Annotated in this window: 25 protein-coding genes and 1 pseudogene; 14 read left to right on the top strand and 12 right to left on the bottom strand. The window is 55.6% G+C overall.

Annotated features, from left to right (window positions below; translation table 11 throughout):
- Positions 1-4 precede the first annotated feature (4 nt).
- The 11 genes and pseudogenes from fliJ (at position 5) to lpxO (ending at position 7940) form a co-directional block, all read left to right on the top strand.
- Positions 5-448, top strand: a complete 444-nt coding sequence (gene fliJ, locus F3J26_RS03575; protein WP_166991505.1) for a flagellar export protein FliJ — start codon at positions 5-7, stop codon at positions 446-448.
- Positions 445-1686, top strand: coding sequence for a flagellar hook-length control protein FliK (locus F3J26_RS03570; protein WP_166991503.1), 1242 nt, complete (start codon positions 445-447; stop codon positions 1684-1686). Before fliJ ends, F3J26_RS03570 begins: the two co-directional genes overlap by 4 nt.
- Positions 1687-1807: 121 nt before the next feature.
- Positions 1808-2275, top strand: coding sequence for a flagellar basal body-associated protein FliL (gene fliL / locus F3J26_RS03565; RefSeq protein WP_008458135.1), 468 nt, complete (start codon positions 1808-1810; stop codon positions 2273-2275).
- Positions 2276-2279: 4 nt separating this feature from the next.
- Entirely contained in the window at positions 2280-3284 is a 1005-nt protein-coding gene (gene fliM / locus F3J26_RS03560; RefSeq protein ID WP_166872879.1) for a flagellar motor switch protein FliM, read from the top strand.
- Positions 3281-3691, top strand: a complete 411-nt coding sequence (gene fliN, locus F3J26_RS03555) for a flagellar motor switch protein FliN (protein ID WP_008458131.1) — start codon at positions 3281-3283, stop codon at positions 3689-3691. The genes fliM and fliN overlap by 4 nt, the downstream gene beginning before the upstream one ends.
- A complete protein-coding gene (fliO, locus tag F3J26_RS03550) occupies positions 3692-4072 on the top strand; it encodes a flagellar biosynthetic protein FliO (protein WP_166991500.1) in 381 nt (126 codons plus the stop codon).
- Positions 4072-4812, top strand: a complete 741-nt coding sequence (gene fliP, locus F3J26_RS03545; RefSeq protein ID WP_008458126.1) for a flagellar type III secretion system pore protein FliP — start codon at positions 4072-4074, stop codon at positions 4810-4812. The genes fliO and fliP overlap by 1 nt, the downstream gene beginning before the upstream one ends.
- A gap of 12 nt (positions 4813-4824) precedes the next feature.
- On the top strand, positions 4825-5094 hold the full coding sequence (gene fliQ, locus F3J26_RS03540; protein WP_008458124.1) for a flagellar biosynthesis protein FliQ: 270 nt from the start codon (positions 4825-4827) through the stop codon (positions 5092-5094).
- Positions 5091-5883 (top strand): annotated as a pseudogene (gene fliR / locus F3J26_RS03535) (flagellar biosynthetic protein FliR); the annotation flags it as partial. The gene fliQ and the pseudogene fliR, both read left to right, overlap by 4 nt.
- A gap of 342 nt (positions 5884-6225) precedes the next feature.
- Complete coding sequence (rcsA, locus tag F3J26_RS03530; RefSeq protein WP_008458120.1) at positions 6226-6849, top strand: transcriptional regulator RcsA; 624 nt, start codon at positions 6226-6228, stop codon at positions 6847-6849.
- A 182-nt stretch (positions 6850-7031) separates the two neighbouring features.
- Complete coding sequence (gene lpxO, locus F3J26_RS03525) at positions 7032-7940, top strand: lipid A hydroxylase LpxO (protein ID WP_008458118.1); 909 nt, start codon at positions 7032-7034, stop codon at positions 7938-7940.
- A gap of 107 nt (positions 7941-8047) precedes the next feature.
- On the opposite strand, the gene dsrB is transcribed toward lpxO, so the two are convergent.
- The gene (gene dsrB / locus F3J26_RS03520; protein ID WP_008458116.1) at positions 8048-8236 is read right to left on the bottom strand and encodes a protein DsrB; all 189 of its coding nucleotides are present in this window, start codon (positions 8234-8236) and stop codon (positions 8048-8050) included.
- A 129-nt stretch (positions 8237-8365) separates the two neighbouring features.
- Here dsrB and yodD point away from each other — a divergent pair, with 129 nt between their 5' ends.
- Positions 8366-8599 carry a YodD family peroxide/acid resistance protein gene (yodD, locus tag F3J26_RS03515; protein ID WP_008458114.1) on the top strand — a complete coding sequence of 78 codons (234 nt, stop codon included), beginning with the start codon at positions 8366-8368 and terminating at the stop codon, positions 8597-8599.
- 437 nt (positions 8600-9036) lie between these two features.
- On the opposite strand, the gene dgcQ is transcribed toward yodD, so the two are convergent.
- The 3 genes from dgcQ to F3J26_RS03500 all read right to left on the bottom strand — a co-directional run bounded on the left by dgcQ (position 9037) and on the right by F3J26_RS03500 (position 12078).
- Complete coding sequence (gene dgcQ, locus F3J26_RS03510) at positions 9037-10704, bottom strand: cellulose biosynthesis regulator diguanylate cyclase DgcQ (RefSeq protein ID WP_166991497.1); 1668 nt, start codon at positions 10702-10704, stop codon at positions 9037-9039.
- 186 nt (positions 10705-10890) lie between these two features.
- A complete protein-coding gene (locus tag F3J26_RS03505) occupies positions 10891-11070 on the bottom strand; it encodes a YodC family protein (RefSeq protein ID WP_008458110.1) in 180 nt (59 codons plus the stop codon).
- Between the two features lie 93 nt (positions 11071-11163).
- Positions 11164-12078 (bottom strand): DUF808 family protein, encoded by a 915-nt coding sequence (locus F3J26_RS03500; RefSeq protein ID WP_166991494.1) that lies wholly within the window; start codon positions 12076-12078, stop codon positions 11164-11166.
- A 172-nt stretch (positions 12079-12250) separates the two neighbouring features.
- On the opposite strand from F3J26_RS03500, the gene yedA reads away from it, so the two are divergent.
- Positions 12251-13168, top strand: coding sequence for a drug/metabolite exporter YedA (yedA, locus tag F3J26_RS03495; RefSeq protein WP_166991491.1), 918 nt, complete (start codon positions 12251-12253; stop codon positions 13166-13168).
- On the opposite strand, the gene F3J26_RS03490 is transcribed toward yedA, so the two are convergent.
- The 7 genes from F3J26_RS03490 to F3J26_RS03460 form a co-directional block, all read right to left on the bottom strand.
- Positions 13169-13669, bottom strand: coding sequence for a DNA mismatch endonuclease Vsr (locus F3J26_RS03490; protein WP_166991488.1), 501 nt, complete (start codon positions 13667-13669; stop codon positions 13169-13171).
- A 12-nt stretch (positions 13670-13681) separates the two neighbouring features.
- Positions 13682-15091: a DNA cytosine methyltransferase gene (locus F3J26_RS03485; RefSeq protein WP_166872854.1), complete on the bottom strand. Its 1410-nt coding sequence runs from the start codon at positions 15089-15091 to the stop codon at positions 13682-13684.
- Between the two features lie 97 nt (positions 15092-15188).
- The gene (locus tag F3J26_RS03480; protein WP_008458100.1) at positions 15189-15884 is read right to left on the bottom strand and encodes a phosphohydrolase; all 696 of its coding nucleotides are present in this window, start codon (positions 15882-15884) and stop codon (positions 15189-15191) included.
- A 49-nt stretch (positions 15885-15933) separates the two neighbouring features.
- A complete protein-coding gene (locus tag F3J26_RS03475; RefSeq protein ID WP_166991485.1) occupies positions 15934-17472 on the bottom strand; it encodes a fructose PTS transporter subunit IIA in 1539 nt (512 codons plus the stop codon).
- A gap of 12 nt (positions 17473-17484) precedes the next feature.
- Positions 17485-20073 (bottom strand): glycoside hydrolase family 38 N-terminal domain-containing protein, encoded by a 2589-nt coding sequence (locus F3J26_RS03470; protein ID WP_166991482.1) that lies wholly within the window; start codon positions 20071-20073, stop codon positions 17485-17487.
- A 109-nt stretch (positions 20074-20182) separates the two neighbouring features.
- Entirely contained in the window at positions 20183-21298 is a 1116-nt protein-coding gene (locus F3J26_RS03465) for a fructose-specific PTS transporter subunit EIIC (protein ID WP_166991479.1), read from the bottom strand.
- Positions 21291-21605, bottom strand: a complete 315-nt coding sequence (locus F3J26_RS03460; protein WP_008458091.1) for a PTS fructose transporter subunit IIB — start codon at positions 21603-21605, stop codon at positions 21291-21293. Before F3J26_RS03460 ends, F3J26_RS03465 begins: the two co-directional genes overlap by 8 nt.
- A 79-nt stretch (positions 21606-21684) precedes the next feature.
- Between F3J26_RS03460 and F3J26_RS03455 the strand changes: the two genes are divergently transcribed.
- Positions 21685-21837, top strand: coding sequence for a hypothetical protein (locus tag F3J26_RS03455; RefSeq protein WP_166991476.1), 153 nt, complete (start codon positions 21685-21687; stop codon positions 21835-21837).
- A 487-nt stretch (positions 21838-22324) separates the two neighbouring features.
- Here F3J26_RS03455 and drpB read toward each other — a convergent pair whose 3' ends face one another.
- A complete protein-coding gene (drpB, locus tag F3J26_RS03450; RefSeq protein WP_008458086.1) occupies positions 22325-22597 on the bottom strand; it encodes a cell division protein DrpB in 273 nt (90 codons plus the stop codon).
- Between the last annotated feature and the right edge of the window lie 953 nt (positions 22598-23550).

Genomic DNA, 23550 nt, shown 5'->3' with positions numbered 1-23550 from the left:
GACCATGAACCAAAACAGCGCACTGGATACTTTGCGTGAACTCGCCGCCCAGGAAGTGGAAAAAGCGGCGATTCGTTTAGGGGAGATGCGCCGGGGTTGCCAGCAGGCGGAAGAGCAACTCAACATGCTGATTAACTATCAGTTTGAGTACAGCAACAGCCTGAATGACAACATGAGCCAGGGGATTGCCAGCACCCGCTGGCAGAACTACCAGCAGTTTATACGCACGCTGGAAAAAGCCATCGAACAGCACCGCCAGCAGCTGATGCAGTGGTCCAATAAAGTTGATCAGGCATTGGGTGCATGGCAGGAAAAACAAAAGCGCCTGCAGGCATGGCAAACCCTGCAGGACAGAAAGGCAGCGGAGCTGTTGATCGCAGAGAACAGACTCGATCAGAAGCAGATGGACGAATACGCCCAGCGGGCCACATTGAGGAAAGGTGAATGATCACATTGCCAAAAATTCTGTTAAACACCGGGGCCGATACCGCTGCAGCCGGGGATGCAAAAGTCGCGGACGGCAAAGGCTTCGGTGAAGACTTCCTGACGCTGCTGGGCAAAGCTTTGCCGGCAAACGTCGCTTTGGAGGACGGCAAATCGCTGCCTCTGGGCGCGGCGTTAAGCAAAGTTGCCGCGGCCAATGCGGCTAAACGTGAGCCCCAGGACGGCCAGGCAGCTCTCGCTGAACTGCTGAACTCACCGGAGCAACCTGAAGCGCTTTCCACCCTGCTCACTTCCCTCGGCAAAACAGAAACGGGTGATAAGCCAGAGGCGGAGCTGAAAGACGCCAAAACCGATAAGCCTCTGAGCGACGCGGAGCTGCAAACGCTTAGCGCGCTGTTTGCGATGCTGCCTCAGCCCGTGACCGCTGCACAGCCCGCGGCGCTAGCTAAAACAGCTACCGACACGGCATCGCTGTCCGCCCTGACTTCTGCGGCAGGGAATACCGCAGGCAAAAATACCGCGGACAGCCTGCTGCCTGTTGGCGGCAGCGCGAAGAAAACCGCTCCGGCGGGTGCAACGCTTGCAGACAGTAAATCTGTTGCAGCCAATACCCCGGCAGCTGCTCAGCCTCAGGGGGATGACAAAGCCCAACTGGTCGCCAGTAACACGCCTGACAGCCGAGATAACGCTGCTCCGCAGGCAAATAACACCGCCCCAGTTACGGCGCAGTTAACCCCGGCCATCAGCAGCGCCACCGTCGCTACCCCAACCACAACGCACATCGCTACCCCTACGGCACCGATGATCAGCGCCCAGTTAGGAAGCCATGAGTGGCAACAGCAGATTTCTCAGCACGTTACGCTGTTTACCCGCCAGGGCCAGCACAGCGCCGAGCTGAGATTACACCCGGAAGATCTCGGTCAGGTGCAAATTAGTCTAAAACTAGAAGATAACCAGGCGCAGCTGCAGATGATGTCACCGCACAGTCACGTGCGCGCCGCGCTTGAAGCCGCGCTGCCGTCACTGCGTACTGCGCTGGCGGAAAGCGGTATCCAGCTTGGCCAGAGCAACATCAGCAGCGAAAGCTTCGCTCAGCAGCAGTCCGGCCAGCAGCAACAGCAGCAAAGCACCCGCGGCGGGGAACGTTTTTCCCTTAATGGCAATGACGTCGAACCGCTCCCGGTGGCCGATAGCCTGCAGCGTCTGGCCAGCAGCAACGGTGCGGTGGATATCTTCGCCTGAGCCCCGTTAAAGGGTAAACGCCAGAGCTAGCGACAATAAACGTGTGTTTTCCGGGCTTTGACCGCCCGGAGACACGGGATAATTGCTATTCAGCAGTACCGATACAGGAATAAAGCGTTCAATGACTGATACCGCTATCACGAAAGGCCGTAAACGCGCCATCTGGGTGCCGATACTGGTTCTTATTACACTCGCCGCGTGCGCCACCGCAGGCTACAGCTACTGGCGCATGCAGCAAACGCCAGCCACAGCCCAGGCTAAAACGCCTGAGCCGCCGCCTGCGCCAGTGTTCTTCGCTCTGGATACGTTTACCGTCAATCTGGGTGATGCGGATCGCGTGTTGTACATCGGCGTCACGCTGCGTTTGAAAGATGAAGCGACCCGCCAGCGCCTGAGCGAATTCCTGCCGGAAGTCCGCAGCCGTCTGTTGCTGCTGTTCTCTCGCCAAGACGCCAATCAGCTTGCTACCGATGCCGGTAAGCAGAAGCTGGTGGAAGCGATTAAAACTACTCTGGCGCCGCCTCTGGTCGCCGGGCAACCTCAACAGGTAGTCAGCGACGTGCTGTATACCGCCTTTATCTTGCGGTAAGTCCATGGGCGACAGTATTCTTTCTCAGGCCGAAATCGATGCGCTGTTAAACGGCGACAGTGAGAATAACGACGAGCCGAAGGCCGGGGCGCCGGGCGAATCCGATATTCGTCCCTATGACCCGAATACCCAGCGTCGCGTGGTGCGTGAGCGCCTGCAAGCGCTGGAAATTATTAACGAGCGTTTTTCTCGTCAGTTCCGTATGGGGCTGTTTAACCTGCTGCGTCGTAGCCCGGACATCACCGTCGGGGCCATCCGTATCCAGCCGTATCATGAGTTTGCCCGCAACCTGCCGGTACCAACTAACCTGAACCTGATTCACCTGAAACCGCTGCGCGGCACCGGGCTGTTCGTCTTTTCACCCAGCCTGGTGTTTATTGCGGTAGACAACCTGTTTGGCGGGGATGGCCGCTTCCCAACGAAAGTGGAAGGCCGGGAGTTTACCCACACCGAACAGCGCGTGATCAACCGTATGCTGAAGCTGGCGCTGGAATCCTACAGCGACGCGTGGAAGGCGATTTACCCGCTGGACGTGGAATACGTTCGTTCGGAGATGCAGGTTAAATTTACCAACATCACCACGTCGCCTAACGACATCGTGGTTAACACCCCGTTCCACGTCGAAATTGGCAACCTGACCGGGGAGTTCAACATCTGCCTGCCGTTCAGCATGATTGAACCGCTGCGCGAGCTGCTGGTGAACCCTCCGCTGGAGAACTCCCGTCAGGAAGATCAAAGCTGGCGCGACACCCTGGTGCGTCAGGTGCAGCATTCCGAGCTGGAATTGGTGGCGAACTTCGCCGATATCCCGCTGCGGTTATCCCAAATCCTAAAACTGAAACCTGGCGATGTGCTGCCCATCGAAAAGCCAGATCGTATTATCGCGCACGTGGATGGCGTACCGGTCCTGACCAGCCAGTACGGCACCATTAACGGCCAGTATGCCCTGCGCGTCGAACATTTGATCAACCCGATATTGAATTCGCTGAATGAGGAACAGCCCAAATGAGTGATATTAATCAACCGTCCGATGACAATGCAGGCTCAGTGGACGATCTGTGGGCTGATGCGTTAAACGAGCAGAAAAGTTCCGGGAAAAGTACCGCGGATAACGTATTCCGCGCGCTGGAAGGCAATGACATTGCCGGCAACGTGCAGGATATCGACCTGATCATGGACATTCCGGTCAAGCTGACCGTCGAACTGGGCCGTACCCGCATGACCATCAAAGAGCTGCTGCGCCTGACGCAGGGTTCCGTGGTCGCGCTTGACGGACTGGCCGGCGAGCCGCTGGATATTCTGATCAACGGTTACCTGATTGCCCAGGGGGAAGTGGTTGTCGTCGCCGACAAATACGGCGTGCGAATTACCGACATCATCACCCCATCAGAACGTATGCGTCGCCTGAGCCGCTAAATGACAACCCAGGCCACCGTCACTCAGCCCAGCGTCAACGCCAGCTCGCCGCTTGTTCAGGTCAGCGGGGCGTTGGCCGGCATTGTTATTTTTATTCTGGTGGCCGCATGGCTGGCAAAGCGCTTTGGTTTTCACGGGGCGGGCGTCGGCGTAAAGAAGTCGCTGAACATCAGCGCCAGCGTGAGCGTAGGCCCGCGCGAGCGCGTTGTGGTGGTGGACGTCGAAGACGCTCGTCTGGTCCTCGGCGTCACCGCCAGCCAAATCACTCACCTGCACACTCTGCCTCCTGCGCCGGTCACGGATATGGTTGAAAAAGCCCCCGCGCCTGCCGATTTCCAGAAACTGATGAAGAACCTGCTTAAACGTAACGGGAAAGATTGATGAAACGTTTGCTGACGCTCTCGTTACCGGGCCTATTTTTGCTTCTCCCTGCGGCGGCCTTCGCACAATTACCGGGCCTGATAAGCCAGCCCCTCGCCAACGGCGGGCAGAGCTGGTCCTTGCCGGTGCAGACGCTGGTCTTTATTACCTCCCTGACCTTCCTGCCGGCCATTTTGCTGATGATGACCAGCTTTACGCGCATCATCATCGTTTTTGGCCTGCTGCGTAACGCCCTGGGCACACCGTCCGCCCCGCCTAACCAGGTGCTGGTTGGCCTGGCGCTGTTTTTGACCTTTTTTATTATGTCGCCGGTGTTCGACAAAATTTATACCGACGCCTACCAGCCCTTCAGCGAAGACAAGATCTCGATGGAAGTGGCGATGGATAAAGGCGCTCAACCGCTGCGCGAATTTATGCTGCGCCAGACCCGTGAAGCCGATCTGGCGCTGTTTGCACGTCTGGCGAACACTCAGCCGCTGCAGGGACCGGAAGCCGTGCCGATGCGTATTCTGCTGCCTGCCTATGTCACCAGCGAGCTGAAAACCGCGTTCCAGATTGGTTTTACCGTATTTATCCCGTTCCTGATTATCGACCTCGTGATCGCCAGCGTCCTGATGGCGCTCGGGATGATGATGGTTCCCCCCGCGACAATTGCCCTGCCCTTTAAGCTGATGCTTTTCGTGCTGGTCGACGGCTGGCAGCTGTTGGTGGGTTCCTTGGCGCAAAGTTTTTACAGCTAGCGGAGAAAGAAAATGACGCCAGAATCGGTCATGATGATGGGCACCGAAGCGATGAAGGTGGCCCTTGCCCTTGCGGCCCCGCTGCTGCTGGTAGCGCTGATAAGCGGCCTGGTTATCAGCCTGCTGCAGGCGGCCACGCAGATCAACGAAATGACGCTGTCGTTTATTCCAAAAATTCTGGCCGTGTTCGTGACCATCGTCATTGCCGGGCCGTGGATGCTTAACCTGCTGCTGGATTACATGCGTTCCCTGCTGACCAATCTGCCGAACACCATTGGATGATCCACGTTGACAGCACCCAGTGGCTAAACTGGCTAAGCCTCTATTTCTGGCCGCTGCTGCGCGTGCTGGCGCTGATCATGACCGCCCCCATCCTGAGCGAGCGATCGATCCCCAAGCGGGTTAAGCTTGGGCTCGGGCTGATGATCACCTTTATCATCGCGCCTTCCCTGCCCGCAACAGGGGTGACGATCTTTTCTGCCGCGGGTTTCTGGCTGGCAATACAACAAATTCTTATCGGTGTGGCGCTGGGTTTTACGATGCAGTTCGCTTTTGCTGCCGTGCGTACCGCCGGGGAACTTGTGGGCCTGCAAATGGGACTCTCTTTCGCCACCTTCTTCGATCCGGGCAGCCGCCTCAATATGCCGGTTCTGGCCCGCTTTCTTGATATTCTGGCGATGCTGCTGTTCCTGACCTTTAACGGCCATTTATGGCTGATTTCGATGCTGGTCGATACTTTTCATACCCTGCCGATCGGCGGCGAACCGATCAACAGCAACGCGTTTATGGCGCTGACCCGAGCGGGCGGTCTGATCTTTCTCAATGGCCTGATGCTGGCCCTGCCGTTAATCACTTTGTTACTAACGCTTAACATCGCCCTGGGACTGTTAAACCGTATGGCTCCCCAGCTATCGGTATTTGTTATCGGTTTCCCCGTCACCTTATCTATCGGCATGCTTATTTTTATGGTAATGATGCCGCTTATCGCCCCCTTTACCGAACATTTATTCGGCGAGATTTTTGATCTGCTCGCGGATATTGTCAGTGAAATCCCCGCAAATTAATAACCCTGATTTTCATACTGCCTCTCTGAGGATATTCCTAAAAAAATATGTTAATAACATCCGCCAAGATATATCTGGCGCGGAATATAAGTTTTTACCTTGCTCACAATACACAACATTCACTTTACTTTAAGAACATTCCTGGCAAATTATAGGCAACTTTCCGGGATAGTGATTTCGCCTTTTAAATTATTAATAATGGTTACCCATAAATAATTAGAACTGCGGAAAATGCGGCGGATTGGCTTTGCCCTGGGACTGACATTGTCACTCGCGGTACAAAACCAGTACAGCTTTCAATCTGCGCTCCTGATTATTACGGGTATAACGCGCTTAGTGAGGGTTTGCTATGTCAACGATTATTATGGACTTATGCAGCTATACCCGGCTGGGGCTTGTCGGCTACTTAGCCAGCCGCGGGGTTAGAAAACGGCATATTGCAGATGTAGAAACGGTAGAACAGCTGGCACAGGCATGCCAGTCGCAGGCACCCAGCGTGGTGTTTATTAATGAAGACTGTTTTATTCATGACCCGGAAAGCAGTCAGAGAATTAAGCAGATCATAAATCAACATCCAGGGACGCTATTTTTAGTCTTTATGGCGATTGCTAATATTCACTTTGATGAATATCTTCTGGTCAGAGAAAATCTGCTGATCAGCTCGAAATCCATCAAGCCAGAATCTTTAGACGATATTTTAGCGGAATACTTAGCAAAAAATGCACAATGTATTGGACATATTAATTTGCCGACACTTTCTCTTAGTCGCACAGAGTCCAGCATGCTAAAAATGTGGATGTCAGGACAGGGAACGATTCAAATCTCTGATCAAATGAACATCAAGGCAAAAACCGTTTCGTCTCATAAAGGAAATATTAAACGCAAAATCAAGACCCATAACAAGCAGGTGATATATCATGTAGTTCGTCTCACCGACAACGTCACCAACGGTATTTTTGTTAACCTCCGGTAGCTGACTTACTCTGCATCCCTACGCCACTTTGGCCGCAGTATTTAATCTCTGACGCCCGTCAGAGATTAAATACAAGTTAAACGACACTCTTTCCTGTAACAAAACCGCAACCTTTGCTAAAAAAAGCAGAAAAATCTCACTAGACTTACGCCATACAAGTATACATGGAGAGATTTGTTGCTATGGTAGCCGTTATTGTTCTTGGCATTTTTATTATCAGCGTCTTTTACGCCCACTCCCGCGGTGTCGAAAAACAGAAGTTTTCCCGCCAGCTTTTTGACCACTCGACCTTTATGGCCCCGGTCAATATGTTCATGACGCGTTTCTCGCGTCTGCCGCCTGAACAGCCGTATTTCCCGACCAGTGACTTTCCGGAACTGCAAAAGCTGACGGACAACTGGGAAATCATTCGAGAGGAAGCGCTGCGCCTGCAGGGCCACATTAAAGCGGCAGAAAGCCACAACGATGCCGGGTTTAATACGTTCTTCAAGCGGGGCTGGAAGCGTTTTTACCTGAAGTGGTACAGCGATGCACACCCGTCTGCGCATGAGCTTTGCCCGATCACCACAAAGCTGGTCAGCGAAATTCCGTCTGTTAAAGCGGCGATGTTCGCGGAACTCCCTGCAGGTTCTTACCTGGGCAAGCACCGGGATCCGTATGCCGGATCGGTGCGTTACCACCTTGGGCTTGCCACGCCCAACGACGACCGCTGCTTTATTGAAGTCGACCGGCAGCGCCACAGCTGGCGCGATGGCGAAGCGGTAATTTTTGATGAAACCTACGTACACTGGGCGGAAAATAAGAGCGAACAGACCCGTATTATTCTGTTCTGCGATATTGAGCGCCCGATGAAATGGCGCTGGGCGCAGGCCGTTAACCACTGGGTAGGCACCACACTGATGTCAGCCGCCAGCTCGCCAAATAGCGACAGCGACCGCACCGGCGGGCTGAACCGCATCTTCAAGTATGTTCACGCGCTGCGCGACAGCGGGCAAAACCTGAAGAAGAGAAACCGGAAAGTGTATTACGCGATGAAATATTCGGTGATTACGGTGATTTTTGCGGCGATTATTGTGCCTAGCGTGGTGTAAAGATTGCCGCTCCCCGAAAGCGAGGAGACTGTCCAGCGTCCACCTGATAGATTTCCCCCTCTCCCTTCCAGGGAGAGGGCCGGGGTGAGGGTCATACATCCTTTACCCTACTCTTCGCGCTCCACAAAAATGCCGTCCGGGTGGCCTGACTCATTAAAGAACCAGATCCCCAGCGGATAATCCTCCAGCGACACAAGATACATCGTTCCTTCGTTAAATGGCTCCACCGCCAGAACGATCCCCGAACGCCGCGGGCCGCCATCGGTCTTTACGGTCACCCGATCATTGATTTTCATGGTTATTTCCTCCAGAGACATTGCCTGCCATTGTAGATCAAAAACACCTTGAGCGCCCTTACTCCGGGCCACCTGGCGCATTATCTGAAACGGCTATACTTAAGGGTGGTAGTCAGCGAGGGTAAAGTGATGAAGAGCGTGAAAATCAGCGGCAGCGCGGCGCATCAGACAACGGAAGTGGATGTTGACGCACTGCTTGCCGCCATCAACGAAATTAGCGAAAGCGATATCCGGCACGCCAGCAGCGAGGAACACCCGCAGCGAGTGAGCGTGGATGGGCGAGACTGGCATAGCTATAAGGAGCTGGCGGATGCTTTTGAGCTGGATATTCGGGATTTTAGCGTGAATGAAATTAATCGCTAAGAAAAGCATCCCGGCCGGGGAGCCGGGATGAAAACTTGCTGAAGCAAGAAGCACTTGAAATTCGTTACATCAGGAAATCTGATGTGTTGACCACATTACCTTAAATTTTATTGAATACAAGGATATATTCTTTTCAGGAATGTCTATAACTGCACTCATTGACGCAATCAATTTGAGTCCAATGCCTTGTTAAATCGTTTTTTTAAACCTGATGCCCGCATCAAAGGGCCATTTGAGCGCTGAATAAATTAAGATTTATCCTAAACTGAACGTTCTGATTTCGCCTGCCGTACTGGGGCGAATAAAAAATAAACGCGCGTCAGCCTCGCCCACTACGTGACAAAAACATTACGCTTGCTTTAGCGAGCCGCCCCTTCGGTAACCGAATAAAACATCAGCAGGGCTTATATGATATAGCGGCCACGCCCGACGGGAAATCAGTCCTGGGTGCAAACCTGGTTGCGTCCGTTCTGCTTCGCCTTGTACAGCCGCCGGTCGGCAATGGACTGCAAATGCTCAAAATCATAATCGTGGCGCTCATGGGCGCAGCTCACGCCAAACGAGGCGCTGATTTTGAGGGTCTGTCCGGCCTGCAAAAGCAGCTCTTTGGTATTGATGCGGTGCCGAATCCGCTCGGCGACGGCTGCCGCCTCCGGAAGCTTCGTGCCTGGAAGCAGCAGGCAGAACTCTTCCCCGCCCACGCGCCCGGCAACATCCTCTTCCCGAAGGGAGGAAGCAAGCAGCGCGGCGGCATGAGACAACACCTTGTCGCCGGCGTGATGCCCGTAGCGATCGTTAATGCCTTTAAAGAAATCGAGGTCCATCTGGATCACAGAGAACGGTTTTTCCTCGCGTTGGCAGTCCAGCGCCATTCCGTGAGCAATATCGAAGAAGGCGCCGCGGTTGTAGAGCCGGGTCAGGGTATCGTAATTTGCGCGCCAGCTCAGCGTTTGCTGCAGCGTCAACATATTGCTCACCAGCCGCCGAATCACCCGCCATGAGATGAACAACATCAGCGTAAAGAGCAGCCAGAGCAGCGTTAGCACAATGCTGATTCGACCAAATTCTCCCTGCACGCCCTCGCCGAGGGTATGCACTTTAATCAGCACGCCGTCAAAGTTCATCAGCTTCGCCCACGTCACGAAACGGCTGTCCATCCGCAGCTCGCCTTCTTCTCCGCTTTCCATGGAGCGGGTAATCTCAGCCTGCTGTTTGGCGCTAAACACCGGCGTCTGCGGCGCGCTGTTCGCCGCGGTGGCAATGAGCGAGAAATGCCTGTCAAACAGCATCACGGTGCCTTCATAGCGATCGTGAGACAGTTCCTGAAGGAATGCATGCATCCCGCTGACGGGAAAATCCATCGCCAGCACGCCATACCAGCGCTGATTCAGATCCAGCGGTACAGCCGCGGTAATAATCTGCCCATTTGGACTGACTGGGTTATAGGTATGCGTCCACTGCAGGCCACGGCCTGGGTTATTTTGCGGCGACTGAGCGCCAAAATAGGGCTGAGCAATGAGCCGATAATAGAGTGACACAAGGCCCGGATCGTTTTCCGGGGGCGTACTTGAGAGGAAAAAGCCCGCCCGCGAAGCGTAGAACACGCGCCTTTGCAGGTCTCGCTTGTCGTCAGCTAGCTGCATGATATAGCTGAACTCCAGCGCCGCCTCCAGCTCAGGATAAAGCCAGCGCTCATCGCGGTCGAGCACGTGGCTGTGGCTGACAAACTCGTCGGAAACGCCGTTAATCGGCATCCCGCGATTAAGATCCAGCTTTAATTGCCAGTAAGGCTGCGTTCGCTGGACGGCAAAATCCGCCAACGCCTGACGTGAAATATCGGTGGAAATAGGAGACTGCAGCGCATAATGCATGGTGTTGCGGTAAAACAGCAGGCTATCAATGCTGTGCTGCAGCTGCCGGTCCAGCGCGGTGGCAATATTATCGAGGCTGTTACGCTGGTTAGAAATATAGGCGGACTCCAGCACCGCCACTTCACGCCAGGTCAGCAGCGTTGAGCATAGAAACACAACAATAAAACAGAGGTTTACCACCCGCTGCGGTCTTTTATAGCGGCTGATAAACCGCTCAAATGTAGTACCGATCAAGGGGGATCCTCCCTGGCGGACGACCCGGCCGCGGTTATCAGTTCCTTCCGAAAACCCCGGAAGAATGAAGTCTTTACAGATTTTGCCACCGCGACAGGGCTTTGTCGAAGCTGGCCTGCCGAAAAGCGCCTTAGCCGAGGATAAAAAAACCCGGCATAGCCGGGTTCCGTTAAAAAACCAGACACATCACGCCTGCTGATGCTCTCTGGTTTCCGCTGGCGCAAGGTCATCCTCACGAAACGCCTCGCGCTTTACGCCGTATCCGTCGTACCAACGGCACTCCACCATGCCACTGGAATAACCCGTGACAATCATGCGTGGACCGCCGTTCTTACGCCGGACTTCATCGCTGACCACATAAACCATAGCCGCCTCCGGCGTTAGGGGTGAAAACCTCTAAAGGTATAGTCAATGGTCAGCGTTTTTTCCTGACTAAAGCGTTATTTTTTCATCTCGAACTTAGTGTGAAGCGCTCCCGCGAAGGTGATTTATGCCGTTCACCACCAGCAGCACAACACCGCCCGCAATAAAGCCGAGCACCAGGTTGGCAAGCGTCGGACCGGCAAGCTCAACCACGCCGCCAAACTGCCCCATCCATTGCTCAATGCCGTGATGAAGCACGGGCACGCCGTGCACCAGGATACCGCCGCCGACGAGGAACATCGCCAGCGTCCCGACAAACGTGAGGGTTTTCATTAGCCAGGGAGCAAGAATAAGCAGCCCTTTCCCCACCGCCTGTGCCAGCGCCGCACGCTTATCCGCCAGCCAGTATCCGAGATCGTCAATTTTCACAATCATCCCGACCAGGCCGTACACGCCGATAGTCACCAGAATGGCTATTCCTGCCAGGATTAACACCTGATTTAGCAGCGGCGCTTCCGCCACAATGCCAAGCGTGATGGCAACGATTTCCGCCGAAAGAATAAAGTCCGTGCGCACCGCGCCTTTCACCTTATCTTTTTCAAAGGCCAGCGGGTCCTGGGCGGCAACGGCCTCCAGCCTCGCCTGCTTTTCCTCCGCGCTTTCTTTGCGTTTTCTCGCCTGCAGGCTGTGCAGCACTTTTTCCACGCCTTCAAAACATAAAAACGCGCCGCCCACCATCAGCAGCGGCGTAATTGCCCAGGGCGCAAAGGCGCTAATAACCAGTGCCAGAGGCACCAGGATAAGCTTATTTAGAAACGATCCTTTTGCCACGCTCCAGACGACAGGCAGTTCCCGATTCGCGCGCAGGCCAGAAACCTGCTGAGCATTCAGCGAGAGGTCATCGCCCAGGACGCCTGCCGTTTTTTTTGCCGCGAGTTTGCCCATAACTGAAATGTCGTCCAGCAGCGTGGCGATGTCGTCGAGCAAAGTGAGTAAGCTACTTCCAGCCAAAATATCTGTCCTTATTGATGTCGATACCCAAGAGTATGAAGCAAAAAGCGCGCCGCGAAAAATCGCCGCGCTTGTCAATAAAAATTAACATTACATCAACAAGTATAAAGCTCGCTATCCGCCCACTTTTGGCGTTAACTGTCGGCCTGAAATTGGTGTCTGGTGAGGGATTATGCGAGCTCGTTCTGGTCAATTAGTGCCGCTGATAGCGGCGCTGTTTGCGTTGTACATCATCTGGGGTTCAACCTATTTGGCGCTGGCTATCGGGGTAAAAACCTGGCCGCCGTTTATCCTCGCCGGTACGCGCTTTATGCTTGCGGGTTCGCTGCTGATGGGCATTCTCCTGCTTCGCGGCCACAAGCTGCCCAAACTGCGCCCGACGCTTAACGCCGCCCTTATCGGCGTGCTTCTGTTGGCCATCGGCAACGGCTGCGTCACGGTGGCCGAGCACCAGCACGTCCCTTCCGGCATTGCCGCCGTCATGGTCGCCACCGTGCCGCTGTTTACCCTCTGCTTCAGTCGCCTGTTTGGCATTAAAACGCGCAAGCTGGAGTGGCTCGGGATTGCCATTGGCCTCGCGGGTATTGTGTTGCTGAACAGCGGCGGCAATCTCAGCGGTAACCCCTTCGGCGCTGTTTTAATTCTTATTGGCTCCCTGAGCTGGGCGTTTGGGTCTGTTTACGGGTCGCGCATCGAACTGCCCGAAGGCATGATGGCGGGCGCGGTGGAAATGCTGGCAGCCGGGATTGTGGCGCTCAGCCTTGCGGCGCTCACCGGCGAACGGCTGACAACGATGCCGAACACCTCCGGCTGGCTGGCGCTGGGTTATCTCGCGCTGTTTGGCTCGATGATCTCCATCAGCGCCTATATGTACCTGATTCGAAATGTCTCCCCGGCGGTGGCGACCAGTTATGCCTACGTCAACCCGGTGGTGGCCGTGCTGCTGGGCACCACCTTTGCGGGGGAAAGCCTGTCGGCGATTGAATGGCTGGCGCTGGGGATCATTATTTTTGCCGTGGTGCTGGTCACGCTGGGTAAATACCTGTTCCCGGCCAAACCGGTGATTGAGACGTGTGAAGTCGAAAAATAGTTAGTCAGTGGCCAGCCTCTGCTGGCCACTGTCGTGTCGCTGATGAATCCCGGTCACGTTAATTTCCGCGCTACGCCCGCCGCTGCAAATCCACTCTTCTAACCGTTCACACAGCGCCCGATCCTGCATTTTCTCACGGCCACGCAGCGCGCATTCCCAGACAATTAAAACTCGCCAGCCCTGCGCCAGCAAAAGCGCCGTGTCTCGCTTATCCCGCACAACGTTGCGGCCTATTTTTTCCAGCCAGAACTCGGTGCGCGTGGCCGGGACTTTAAACAAATAGCAGTCGTGATGATGCCAGAAACAGCCGTGGGTAAAGATAACGCAGCGGTATTCATCCACCACAAAATCAGGTTTGCCGGGCAGTGCGGCATCCTGCACGCGAAAGCTAAACCCGCACTCTGCCAGCAGTCCAGCCAGACGTTTTTCAATGGCGGTGTCACGCGTGGCAATCGCCCGCATGTTTTTACTGCGTATCGCTTTGCTGTGTACATCCGCCATTTCTTTCTCCGCTTAGCGCTTTTTCACCGCTTGCTTGATCACCGGCTCCAGCAGTTTAGCCACCGCGGCAAACGCGGGAACGACGACGGAGTTGCCAAACTGGCGATAAGCCTGGGTGTCAGACACCGGGATGCGGAACGCTTTCCCTTTCGGCGCTTCAAACCCCATCAGCCTGGCGCACTCGCGCGGCGTCAGGCGACGCGGCCTGTTCACCTGGTTATCAGGATGGTTAAAATCTGCCTCGCCCAGCGCCATGTCCCAGCCGCGATCGACCAGGATCTCCGCGCCATCTTTGAAATAACGAGCCGACAGCGTTCTTGCTACGCTTGCCGGGTTTTTCGGGTCAACCAGGCCGTAACCAAAGCCGTTGCCCTTGGCCTGGTGCTTCTTCGCGTAGTTATAGAGGTATTTCCACAGCGTCGGGGTCAGCACATATTTCGCGTCAACCTCATCGTCCAGCAGCTCGCCAAAGGTCGGGCGACGAGCCGGATAGAATTCGCTCAGTTTCGCCAGCGTCACCGCCGTATCCAGTTTCAAATCGCGGCGCGTGCCGACCAGCACAATGCGTTCCCGGTGCTGCGGCAGGAAATTTTTACCGTCGACAATTTTCGGATCGTCACGCCCGGAAACCGCGGCATCAGCCACGTCGTAACCCAGCTCGTCCAGGGTCTGCATGATAATGCGGAACGTATTGCCTTTATCATGGCTCTTCAGGTTCTTAACGTTCTCCAGCACAAAAACCGGGGGACGTTTGGCGGCAATGATCCGCGCCACGTCGAAGAACAGCGTGCCCTGCGTTTCACAGGCAAAACCGTGCGCGCGCCCAAGGGCGTTTTTCTTCGACACGCCCGCCAGCGAAAACGGCTGGCAGGGGAAACCGGCCAGCAGCACATCATGGTCGGGCAGCGTGGCCTGGATGTGGGCCGTCGCCTGCTCGTCCGTGACGTCGCCACGGTTGCTGAGCGTCACGTCTCGGATATCTTCATTGAACTGGTGCTGCGTCGGGTCGCAGTACCAGTTTGCCTTGTAGGTCCTCACCGCGTATTTATTCCATTCGCTGGTAAACACGCACTGGCCGCCGATGGCCTCAAAGCCGCTGCGGATCCCGCCTATCCCGGCAAACAGGTCGATAAAACGAAAAGCATAGCGCCCGTGATGCGCCGGCGGCGACGGCAGCATACTTTGCAGCATCTGCACTTCCACTTCGGTTAAACCACGAGGCGCAGACTTGCCGTTATACCAGCGGTTCAGGGACTCACGCGTCCAGTCGCCTCCCACCTGACGCAGGCGGAGCGCAACGGTTTTTTGATCGTAGATTTCAAGTAAACGGCTGACCAGCGCATTGTCTTCTTCTTGTTGAGTTTGTTTGTGGCGCTGTGCCTGAAGGGAGAGGTGTTCTGCTATCGCGTCAAGATCGTTCATCGTGAACCAAAAATGGGAAAAGGGAGTGAAACTGTATCACCGATTTGACCCAGAAAAAATGAAAACAGCCCGCAGAATGGACTGCGGGCCGGAAGGATTAAGCCTGTGATTTAAAACGCTGCAGGACCTGCTCGTCCACCTGCAGGTAGTCGCCTTTCAGCTCGGCGCACAGCTTTGCCATATAGCCGACGAGGAAATCCGCATTGTGCCGCGCCAGCGCGCGCCCGGCTTCGGTTTGCATTGACTCCGGCAGGCGCAGAAGCTTTTTCTGGAAATGGTCCACCGAATACTGCGTATCGTCCAGTTCACGGCGATCGGCCAGCGGATCGTCGCTGTCAAACAGCGAACGCCCCAGCGCGCCGGAAACATAAAACACCCGCGCCAGGCCTATCGCGCCCAACGATTCCAGCCTGTCCGCATCCTGCACTACTTTCGCTTCCAGCGTCTGCGGCGCAATAGCCGCGCTGAAACTGTGGGCCCGCACCGCATGGGCTACATCGTCATACAGCTCGCGGGGGAAGTCCGGGAAATGCGTTTCCAGAATACGCAGCGTCTCCTGCGCCGCCTGCGTTGAGGCCAGATGCCGCTCCGGGTGGTTCTTGGGCAGGTTAACGATGTCGTGGAAGTAGCAGGCGGTCAGCACCACCAGCCTGTCCGCCTCCGTCCCTTCCATAATATGCTGGGCGGTTTTCCATACGCGCCGAAAATGCGCCACGTCATGGGCTTTGTCATCCTGCGCCCAGTTCTCAATCAAATAGTTCTCAAACTGCTGCTGCCAGCGGGCAATCGGCATACACGTACTCCCCTTCTCGTGAAAAGCGCCAGTCTGAGTATAACCAGATTTATGACAAGATTATGACTTCCTCGCGGAACACATCCACCACGGCCTGCGCCGTTGCCGCGGTCAGCAGCCTCTCTCGGAAGGATTCATGCATCAGCCGACGGGCTAAAACTGAGAATATCCGCATATGCTGCGCCTGCTCCTGCTCGCTGAGCGTCAGCATAATCACCAGCCGCACCGCCACGCCGTCTCCCCAGTCCAGCGGATCTGCCAGCCGCAGGACGGAAATACTGCTGCGGGAGATCGCGGCAGACTTACAGTGCGGAATGGCGATGGAAAAGCCCAGCGCGGTGGTAAAGACCGCTTCACGCTGCCAGATGGCCTGCTCGGCGAGCGTCGCAGAAAGCGCCCGTCCCTGAACGTCAAGGTTATCCGTCAGCCGTTTAATCACCTCATGCTTGTCATGAAGCTTTTCATCCAGAAACACCAGCGCCGGGCTGAACATGTCCGCTTCCTCGCTTACGGGTTCAGCAGCATACTTTTTGCATTCCAGCGCGTACCAGCGCTGCGCCACCTCATCGGGTGCCGCCAGCACAAACCCGTGTCCGGCGCTCAGCAAGTATGCCCCTGCTCCTGCGGCAAAGAGCGGCTTCGTCGAGGCCAGGCACAATAGCGGCGTCGCAAACGCTCGGGCGAGTATTGCGGTATGGGACGTTTCGCCGCCTGTCGGCATCACAATCCCCCGCAGAAATGGCCCTTGCAGCATGAGCAACTGGCCCGGCGTCAGCACGCCATCACCAATCACCAGCGCGTCTTCATCCAGTTGCGGCAGCCCCAGCCACGGATTGCCGGTCAGTTCGGCCGCAATCCTCAGCCCCAGGTCAAGAACATCCAGCTCCCGCTGGCGGAGATATTCGCTGTCGCTTTGCCGGAAAGGCTCCCGCAGTACGTCCAGCGCTTTTGCCAACGCGGCCAGCGTATTGCGGGCGTCATGCTCGTCCAGCAGGCACTCTTCAACGGTTTCATCCTCCAGCAGCTGACTTTGCGCATCCAGAATCTGCGCCGCTTCATCCGCCTGCTGGCTGATATCGTCCCGTAAACGCATCCGCGCAGCCTGCAGGGCGACAATCAGTCGCTGTTGCTGCAGAGGAAAAGGTTCTTCATCGTGCCGCAGCGCCAGCGCGTGGAGATCGATCTGCTCAACAAAAACGGCCTTTGCCAGCGCCGCCCCCGGACTAACGCCCTTCCCTTGCCAGACAGGGGATGCACTTCGGGAAAGGAACACCGGCAGCGGTTGCTCTTCTTCAACGGCAGCGGCCAGCGGCGAATCACACTGCGCGAACTCATGCCCAATAAAATGGCCGAGCGCCTGCCGGGCCGCCTGCTCGTCTGGCCCCTCTATCAGCAACCGACACTCATCGCCTCCGGCAACATCTGCCCCCACCAGCGCCAGGACGCTCTTGGCATCCCCCTGGCGTGACTTAGTCTGGTTCACTAGCGTCACCGAGGAAACAAAGCGTGAAGCCTGCCGCTCAAGCGCGCTTGCGGGCCTGGCGTGAAGTCCATTCACCAGCGGGCAACGAAATAACAATGTCTGCATAGGGATTGCGCCTTATTCAAATGAGCGAATGAGCCAGGAAACCGGCGTACTTGCTTCGACAGCGCCCGTTGGCGTGGCCGGAATTTCCGCTAGCGTGACCTGCTCCAGCGTGCCGTTTGCTGTCGGAGGAACGTTTTTGAGCGGCGTCAGGCCTGGGTTCCAGCCCCTGAGCACTAACGCCTCTTCGTTTTGCGCTTTTTTCAGGGTGCTGAAATGCAGGGGGCTTTCCCAGCTCAAGACGCTGAAGTGCGGCGGGAAGGATTTCCCGTGGGGGTTGGTGCGAAAACGCGACCAGCCAGAATCCAGGTAGCCCGAAGCCGGGGTACGCCACTGCTCGACGGCCTGCCAGAACGCCGGGCTTTGCCCGTTATCCATCGGCATGACGGCCAGGTGAAACGAGTGATGACCGGGTATTTGCGAGTCAGGAGCAGGCAGCACCATGCCAGATGCCCGTCCAGGCCGCCATTCCAGCGCGGGCCGTCCGAGCCAGCCCACGCTGCGGAACAAGGTAATCGCCAGCGTATCAGGCTGCCCGACAGGAATTTCGTACTCCCGCAGCCCGGCGGTCACCACGCAGACGCCGCGCCGCGCGTGGTGCATCATCACCAGGCTCTGCATCGGCCACAGTGAGGCAGGCGCTTCCGCCCAGTTTTCTTGCTGCCAGATCTCAAGCGCACGAGGGACATTATCACGTTCTATCAGGCCAAAAGGCTGATCGGCAAAATGGGTCGACTGATATAAACCGGTGGGCAGTTCAATCTGCAAACGGTGGTCACGCAGCGTGTTGTTAACGTCAACGACAACATCCAGCCAGGCGCTTTCATGCGGCAGGGAGATGGTCATTACCACGTCCAGCCAGGCATCAAACCGCCTGGCCTCGCGTGCATCGGCATCAGCCGGGGCAGGAATGTGCAGCGTTAGCTGCAGGGTGTCTTTGAGCACGCCGCGCGTCAGCATGGCCTGCTGCAGGCAGCCTTCGCTGTTAATCTTCCAGTCAACCGTCGGCGGCGAATAGTTATAATTGTCCCCCGCGTCTTCGCCATCGACCAGCCGAAGGATGTGCGAGTAGACTTCGCCCGTGCGTTTATCGGTCAGCGTCAGCTCTCCGGCTTTATGCTCCAGCCGCAGCCAGGCGTTTTCCAGGCAGTCAATCTCCCCGGCCGGTTTATCAAACCCGGCGGCTTCCCCTTCCTGCAGGTAAAAGGTCGTGTAGCCACAGGCCGGCAGCGCCTTCGCCTCCAGCAAAATATGGCATTTACGATACCAGGTGGTTGTGGTGCTGTTGGAAAGCTCCTGCACCACCAGCGACATGTCCTGAAGCTCTTCGTGCAGCAGTTGCCAGCGGCACGGATCGCCCTCGCTATCCACGATGCGGAAGTCCTCTTCCGGGGTATAAAGCGTGAGGCTCACCTGCGTATCGCGCCGCGCGGGTAGCGGGTTAAAGACCACGATTTTTTTACCCTGCTGGCTCGCGGTAATCCCTTCCGCAAGCATTTTCATGTTCAGCTCAAACAGCTGCCCGGCACTCTCTTTGCCGGACTGCAAACGCCCCTTAACCATCTGGTTAACGCGGTCTGAATTACAGCCGCCGATGCTGTCGTGGGCGTGAGATTGCATCGCTTCCCGCCAGATGTGCTCCACCGCCTGCTGCGGATAAGGCAGCCCGAGCCGCCAGTTGAGCGCCAGCAAGGGCTCCAGCGTCTGGCTGACAAACTGTTCCAGCGAGGCATTAAGCTGCTTAATGTCCATTCGGGTAGAGAAAATACCGCGATGAATACGCATGTATTTGGGGCTGAGAAGCTCGCCGCGCAAAACAGGCAGGGTGTGCTCGTCGTCCCGCAGTGCGGCGAAGAAATCGCTGAAGCTACTGCGCCTGAAATGGTATTCGCTCTGGCTGGCATTCAGTTTTTCCAGCGCCCCAGGCACCGCATATTCGAACGGCGACTGATCGTTGCCGTTGGGGAGCAGAAGGTGATTCGTGGCGGAAAAACGCCCCTGTTTTTCCAGGATCGGCGGTAATTTTTCAGCCAGTTCCTGCGATGCCGTAGGCAGCCACTTCGCGCAGCCGTAACCCCAGGGAAGCACGGCGGTGAGCACCTGCTGCCCGCCCTGCGCCTGCCAGCAAAATTCGCTGGTCGGCACATCATGCTCGCACCACCCGCGCCAGAGCACTGCGCTGTCAATGGCGAACTCGCTTAGAAACATCGGCAACTGTGCGCTTTGCCCGAAAGAGTCTGGCACATAGCCCACCGGCATGTAGCTCCCCCAGGCTTTACAGTCCGCCAGCCCAAGCAGCAAATTGCGGGTTATCGACTCCGCGCCCACCACCAGGAAGTCACTTTGGGTGTACCACGGGCCAATCAGTATCCGCCCGTCGGCAATCAATTTTTTCAGACGAGCCAGGTGCTCTGGCGCCACCTGTAAAAAATCCTCCAGCATCACCGTTTGGCCATCCAGAATAAACGGCCCCAGCGCTTCGTCCTGTTCCAGCCGGGTGATTAAATCCCGCATAAAATAATAGAGCACGATTTTTGAGTCGTTCTCGGTGAAATACCACTCTCTGTCCCAGTGCGTGTGCTGAATTAAATGCACAGTCTTCATAATGTCACCTTATTAGCGGCTGATGAGGCACATTTAAGGCGGAGTTATCCCCGGCATGAAATACCGTAAAAACGCAGCCCATACGGCCAGAAATAAATGAACCGGGCGGCTAGCGCCCTACTTTAAATTTAGGCACGGCAGCCGAAGGTTTATTTTCAACGACGGTTTCACCCCGAAACACTAATAACGATCCCACGGCAATAATCCCTGCCCCGACGGCAATAGACAGCACATAAATGGGCCATTTATCTACCGCCAGCCAGCCGTAAAAACCCGAAATCGGCGCATGGTTTACCGCACCCAGCCCGACGGCCAGCGCGGCCCCGGTGGCTGAGCCAACCACATTGATGACGATAATTTTGGGGTTTGCCAGCGCGAAAGGAATCGCCCCTTCAGATACGCCAATCAGGCCCATCAGCGTCGAAGCCTTGCCCGCCTCGCGCAGCGAAGCCGGGAAGCGCTTAGCCCAGATGAGCGTTGCAACCCCGAGGCCAATCGGCGGGACGATAATCGCTACCTGCGCGGCGGTGTTGGGGTCGTAAATCCCGGAAGCCAGCAGCGCCATGGCGGTGGTTACCGCCGCCTTATTCACCGGACCACCCAGGTCAAAGCCCACCATTCCGCCCACGACGGCTGCCAGAATGATTTTGTTCGTCCCGGACATCGCCAGCAGCCAGGTTTCCATCCCGTGATTCAGCGCCGCCAGCGGGCCACCGATAATAAAAGCCATCACCATGCAGGTCAGCAGCGTGCCGCCTACGGGCAGGATAAAAATAGGGCCAGCCGAGGCCAGCGCAGCAGGCAGTTTGACCCAGGTTGCCAGCGCCCGCACGATGTATCCCGCAACAAAACCGGCGGCGAGCGCCCCAAGAAACCCGGTTCCCAGGCTGCTGGCCAGTAAGCCGCCCACCATCCCCGGCGCCAGCCCCGGCTTATTGGCGATGGCAAAGCTGATATACCCGGCGACCACCGGCAGCATCAGCGACAGCGCCAGGCCACCAAATCCGTCGAATTTATGCAGCATCTGCACAATGATGCTCGCCGCCTGAGCGTGGCTGGCATCCCAGATATTTTCGATGCCGTAGAGCGAAGCACCGATGCGCGCGATGCCCATGATCACCGCCCCGGCAATGACAAACGGCAGCATCCATGACACCCCGGTCATGATGGCATTTTTGACCTCTTTGCCGGTCGACATCCCCGCCTCAGCCCTGAATTTAGCCATGTGCTATCTCCGCCTCTATCGCCTCAAACACGGCCTCGCCAAACTTGATAGGATCGGCCACGCTGCACTCCAGTTTCATCATGCCGTCAAAACGTTCTTTGCCGGTAATCGCCACATCCGCCGCGAGAATCACCGCGTTGGCCCGGGCAAGATCGTCGGCGGTAATTTCGTTTTCAACGCCCATGCTGCCCTGCGTTTCGACTTTCACTTCATGCCCGCGCTGCTGACCCACCAGGGCCAGGGCCTCCGCAGCCATGTAGGTATGGGCGATGCCCGTAGGGCAAGCTGCAACACAAACGATATACATAACAACTCCTTATCTGGCTGAAGAAAGGCAATAAAAAAAGCACAATGGCTGAAAAGCGCATTGTGCTTTGGGGGCGAACATGGGCCAGCATCGCGGCGTCTCCGGCATCACCGCCGGCGTGAAGACACATCATCAGCTGATGCAGGCTGGAAATACGGCACAGGAACGAAAGTTCATAGCGTTTGCGAACGGCCAGACGGCGCGGACGCAGAGCGGTATGTTCCTTTTTTAAGGACGGAGAATGCGAATAGCGAAGTGAATGATATAGAACGCCGGCGCTGCACCAGAGCCGGGACCAATTTACGGCACAAACATTATCCAGCGAATCAAAATAAACGGCGTCGTCTTTTTCCAGTTCGCTCACGCTATTAAACCAGCAGCTATTATTCAACCAAACGCGCGCCCTGCTGCCGAACATCGGCAACATAGTGCGAACAAACGTTATGATTCGAACAATATAAATGTGCATGGTTTTCCCCATAAATCTTCCCGCAGTGTAGACAGTTCGAAAAATAACAAACGTGACTTTACGCACAGTTATATAAATACGATAAACCCTCTTTTTAATGAGGAATAAATAGTATTGCAGTGCAGAGGAAAATTAAATGATGCCGGGAAAGAGCATGAAATAAATAGGCTGGCTTCAGCGGAAGTTTTACAGCGGGAAGGTATACAGCCTGAGCCACGCAAAAGCAGGTGGCTCATCGGGCAATCTGGTTTCAACGCAGCCGGTTTTCTCTGGCGCGAACAGGATAAGCACGCGGCCTTGTGTACCATGCTATCCAGCCCAGCACCGCCGCGACGGAACCTAACACCAGCAACCCCATCAGCGCCCCGAGGAGTTTACCGCTAAAGGTGCCTAAATCGCCGCTGGTTACCCCACTGACGACCCAAAAATAACGCACCATCGCCCAAACGATGTACAAACAAAAAGCATAGAACAGCCACAGCGCAATTTTACCGCCGGGGCTGCGAGTTGGTTTCGCATCCATAACGTTCGACCTAACTTTCAACTGAAACAAAAACGGGTTGTCGACCGCAGTTCCACTGCCGTCTTAGTGTGATTTTTATCACACTAACGCAGCAGATGAACCGCTATAAGCGTTAAATTTTGTTTCAAATCAAAGCGCGAGGGGCAAAAACCGGCTTTGCCCGCAAGTTTTGATTTAGTTTAAGGAAAATATTAATGGTGACGATATCTCTCGTCTAAACAAGAATCGGGCACAAATCCTCCCCTCACCCCGGCCCTCTCCCCAAAGGGGCGAGGGAGAAAACTGCAGGTCAGAACAATACGTAATCTGTTCCCTCTCCCTTTCTGGAGTGTTCAATTTGTTCCCTCTCCCTTCCAGGGAGAGGGTTAGGGTCAGTAACGAGAACACCGGGTATCAGGGAATGACGGCGATCCCCAGGCCGTTTACAAGTTAGAAAAAAACACAACTAGGGAGTGAGATAAAAAATACCCTTTATTCTCCTCCCTCAATATTCCCTCACTGAAATATAAACGAACACATTTAATTTCCACTCGCGGGTTGACAATAGTACTGCCCATGGGTAGATTTCACGGGCCGAAGTTGCGGCCTTTCCTAACCTGACATAAGAGACTAATGGATACTGAATTTAGTAGCTGCCCGAACATGGCCTTAATGGCGGTTCGGGAAAGTAAACATGAAATCGATTGTGATCACTTCTTCGTTTTGGTGTGTCTCGCCGGAGCCTGATGCTCTCGTGTTGTCCCACCTCGACCAGGGTTTTCACGGTCCCGAGGTGTGTTATGAACTTCAAATCTACCCTTTTTCCAGGTGTCAAAACAGTGACATCAACGCTGCGTGTCCGGCCGCCCCGCGATCGGGTGTTGTCCGCACGCAAAAAACAGTCAAACTCAATTTTCTCTTCGAAAATCAGTGAGTTGAATCAACGCATCACTAACTGGCGTGTCAGTCCTGTC

Source organism: Enterobacter sp. Ap-867, assembly GCF_011752855.1.
GTDB lineage: Bacteria > Pseudomonadota > Gammaproteobacteria > Enterobacterales > Enterobacteriaceae > Cedecea.
Note: the sequence above shows the minus strand (reverse complement) of the source record. Positions and strands in the feature narration are given on the sequence as shown.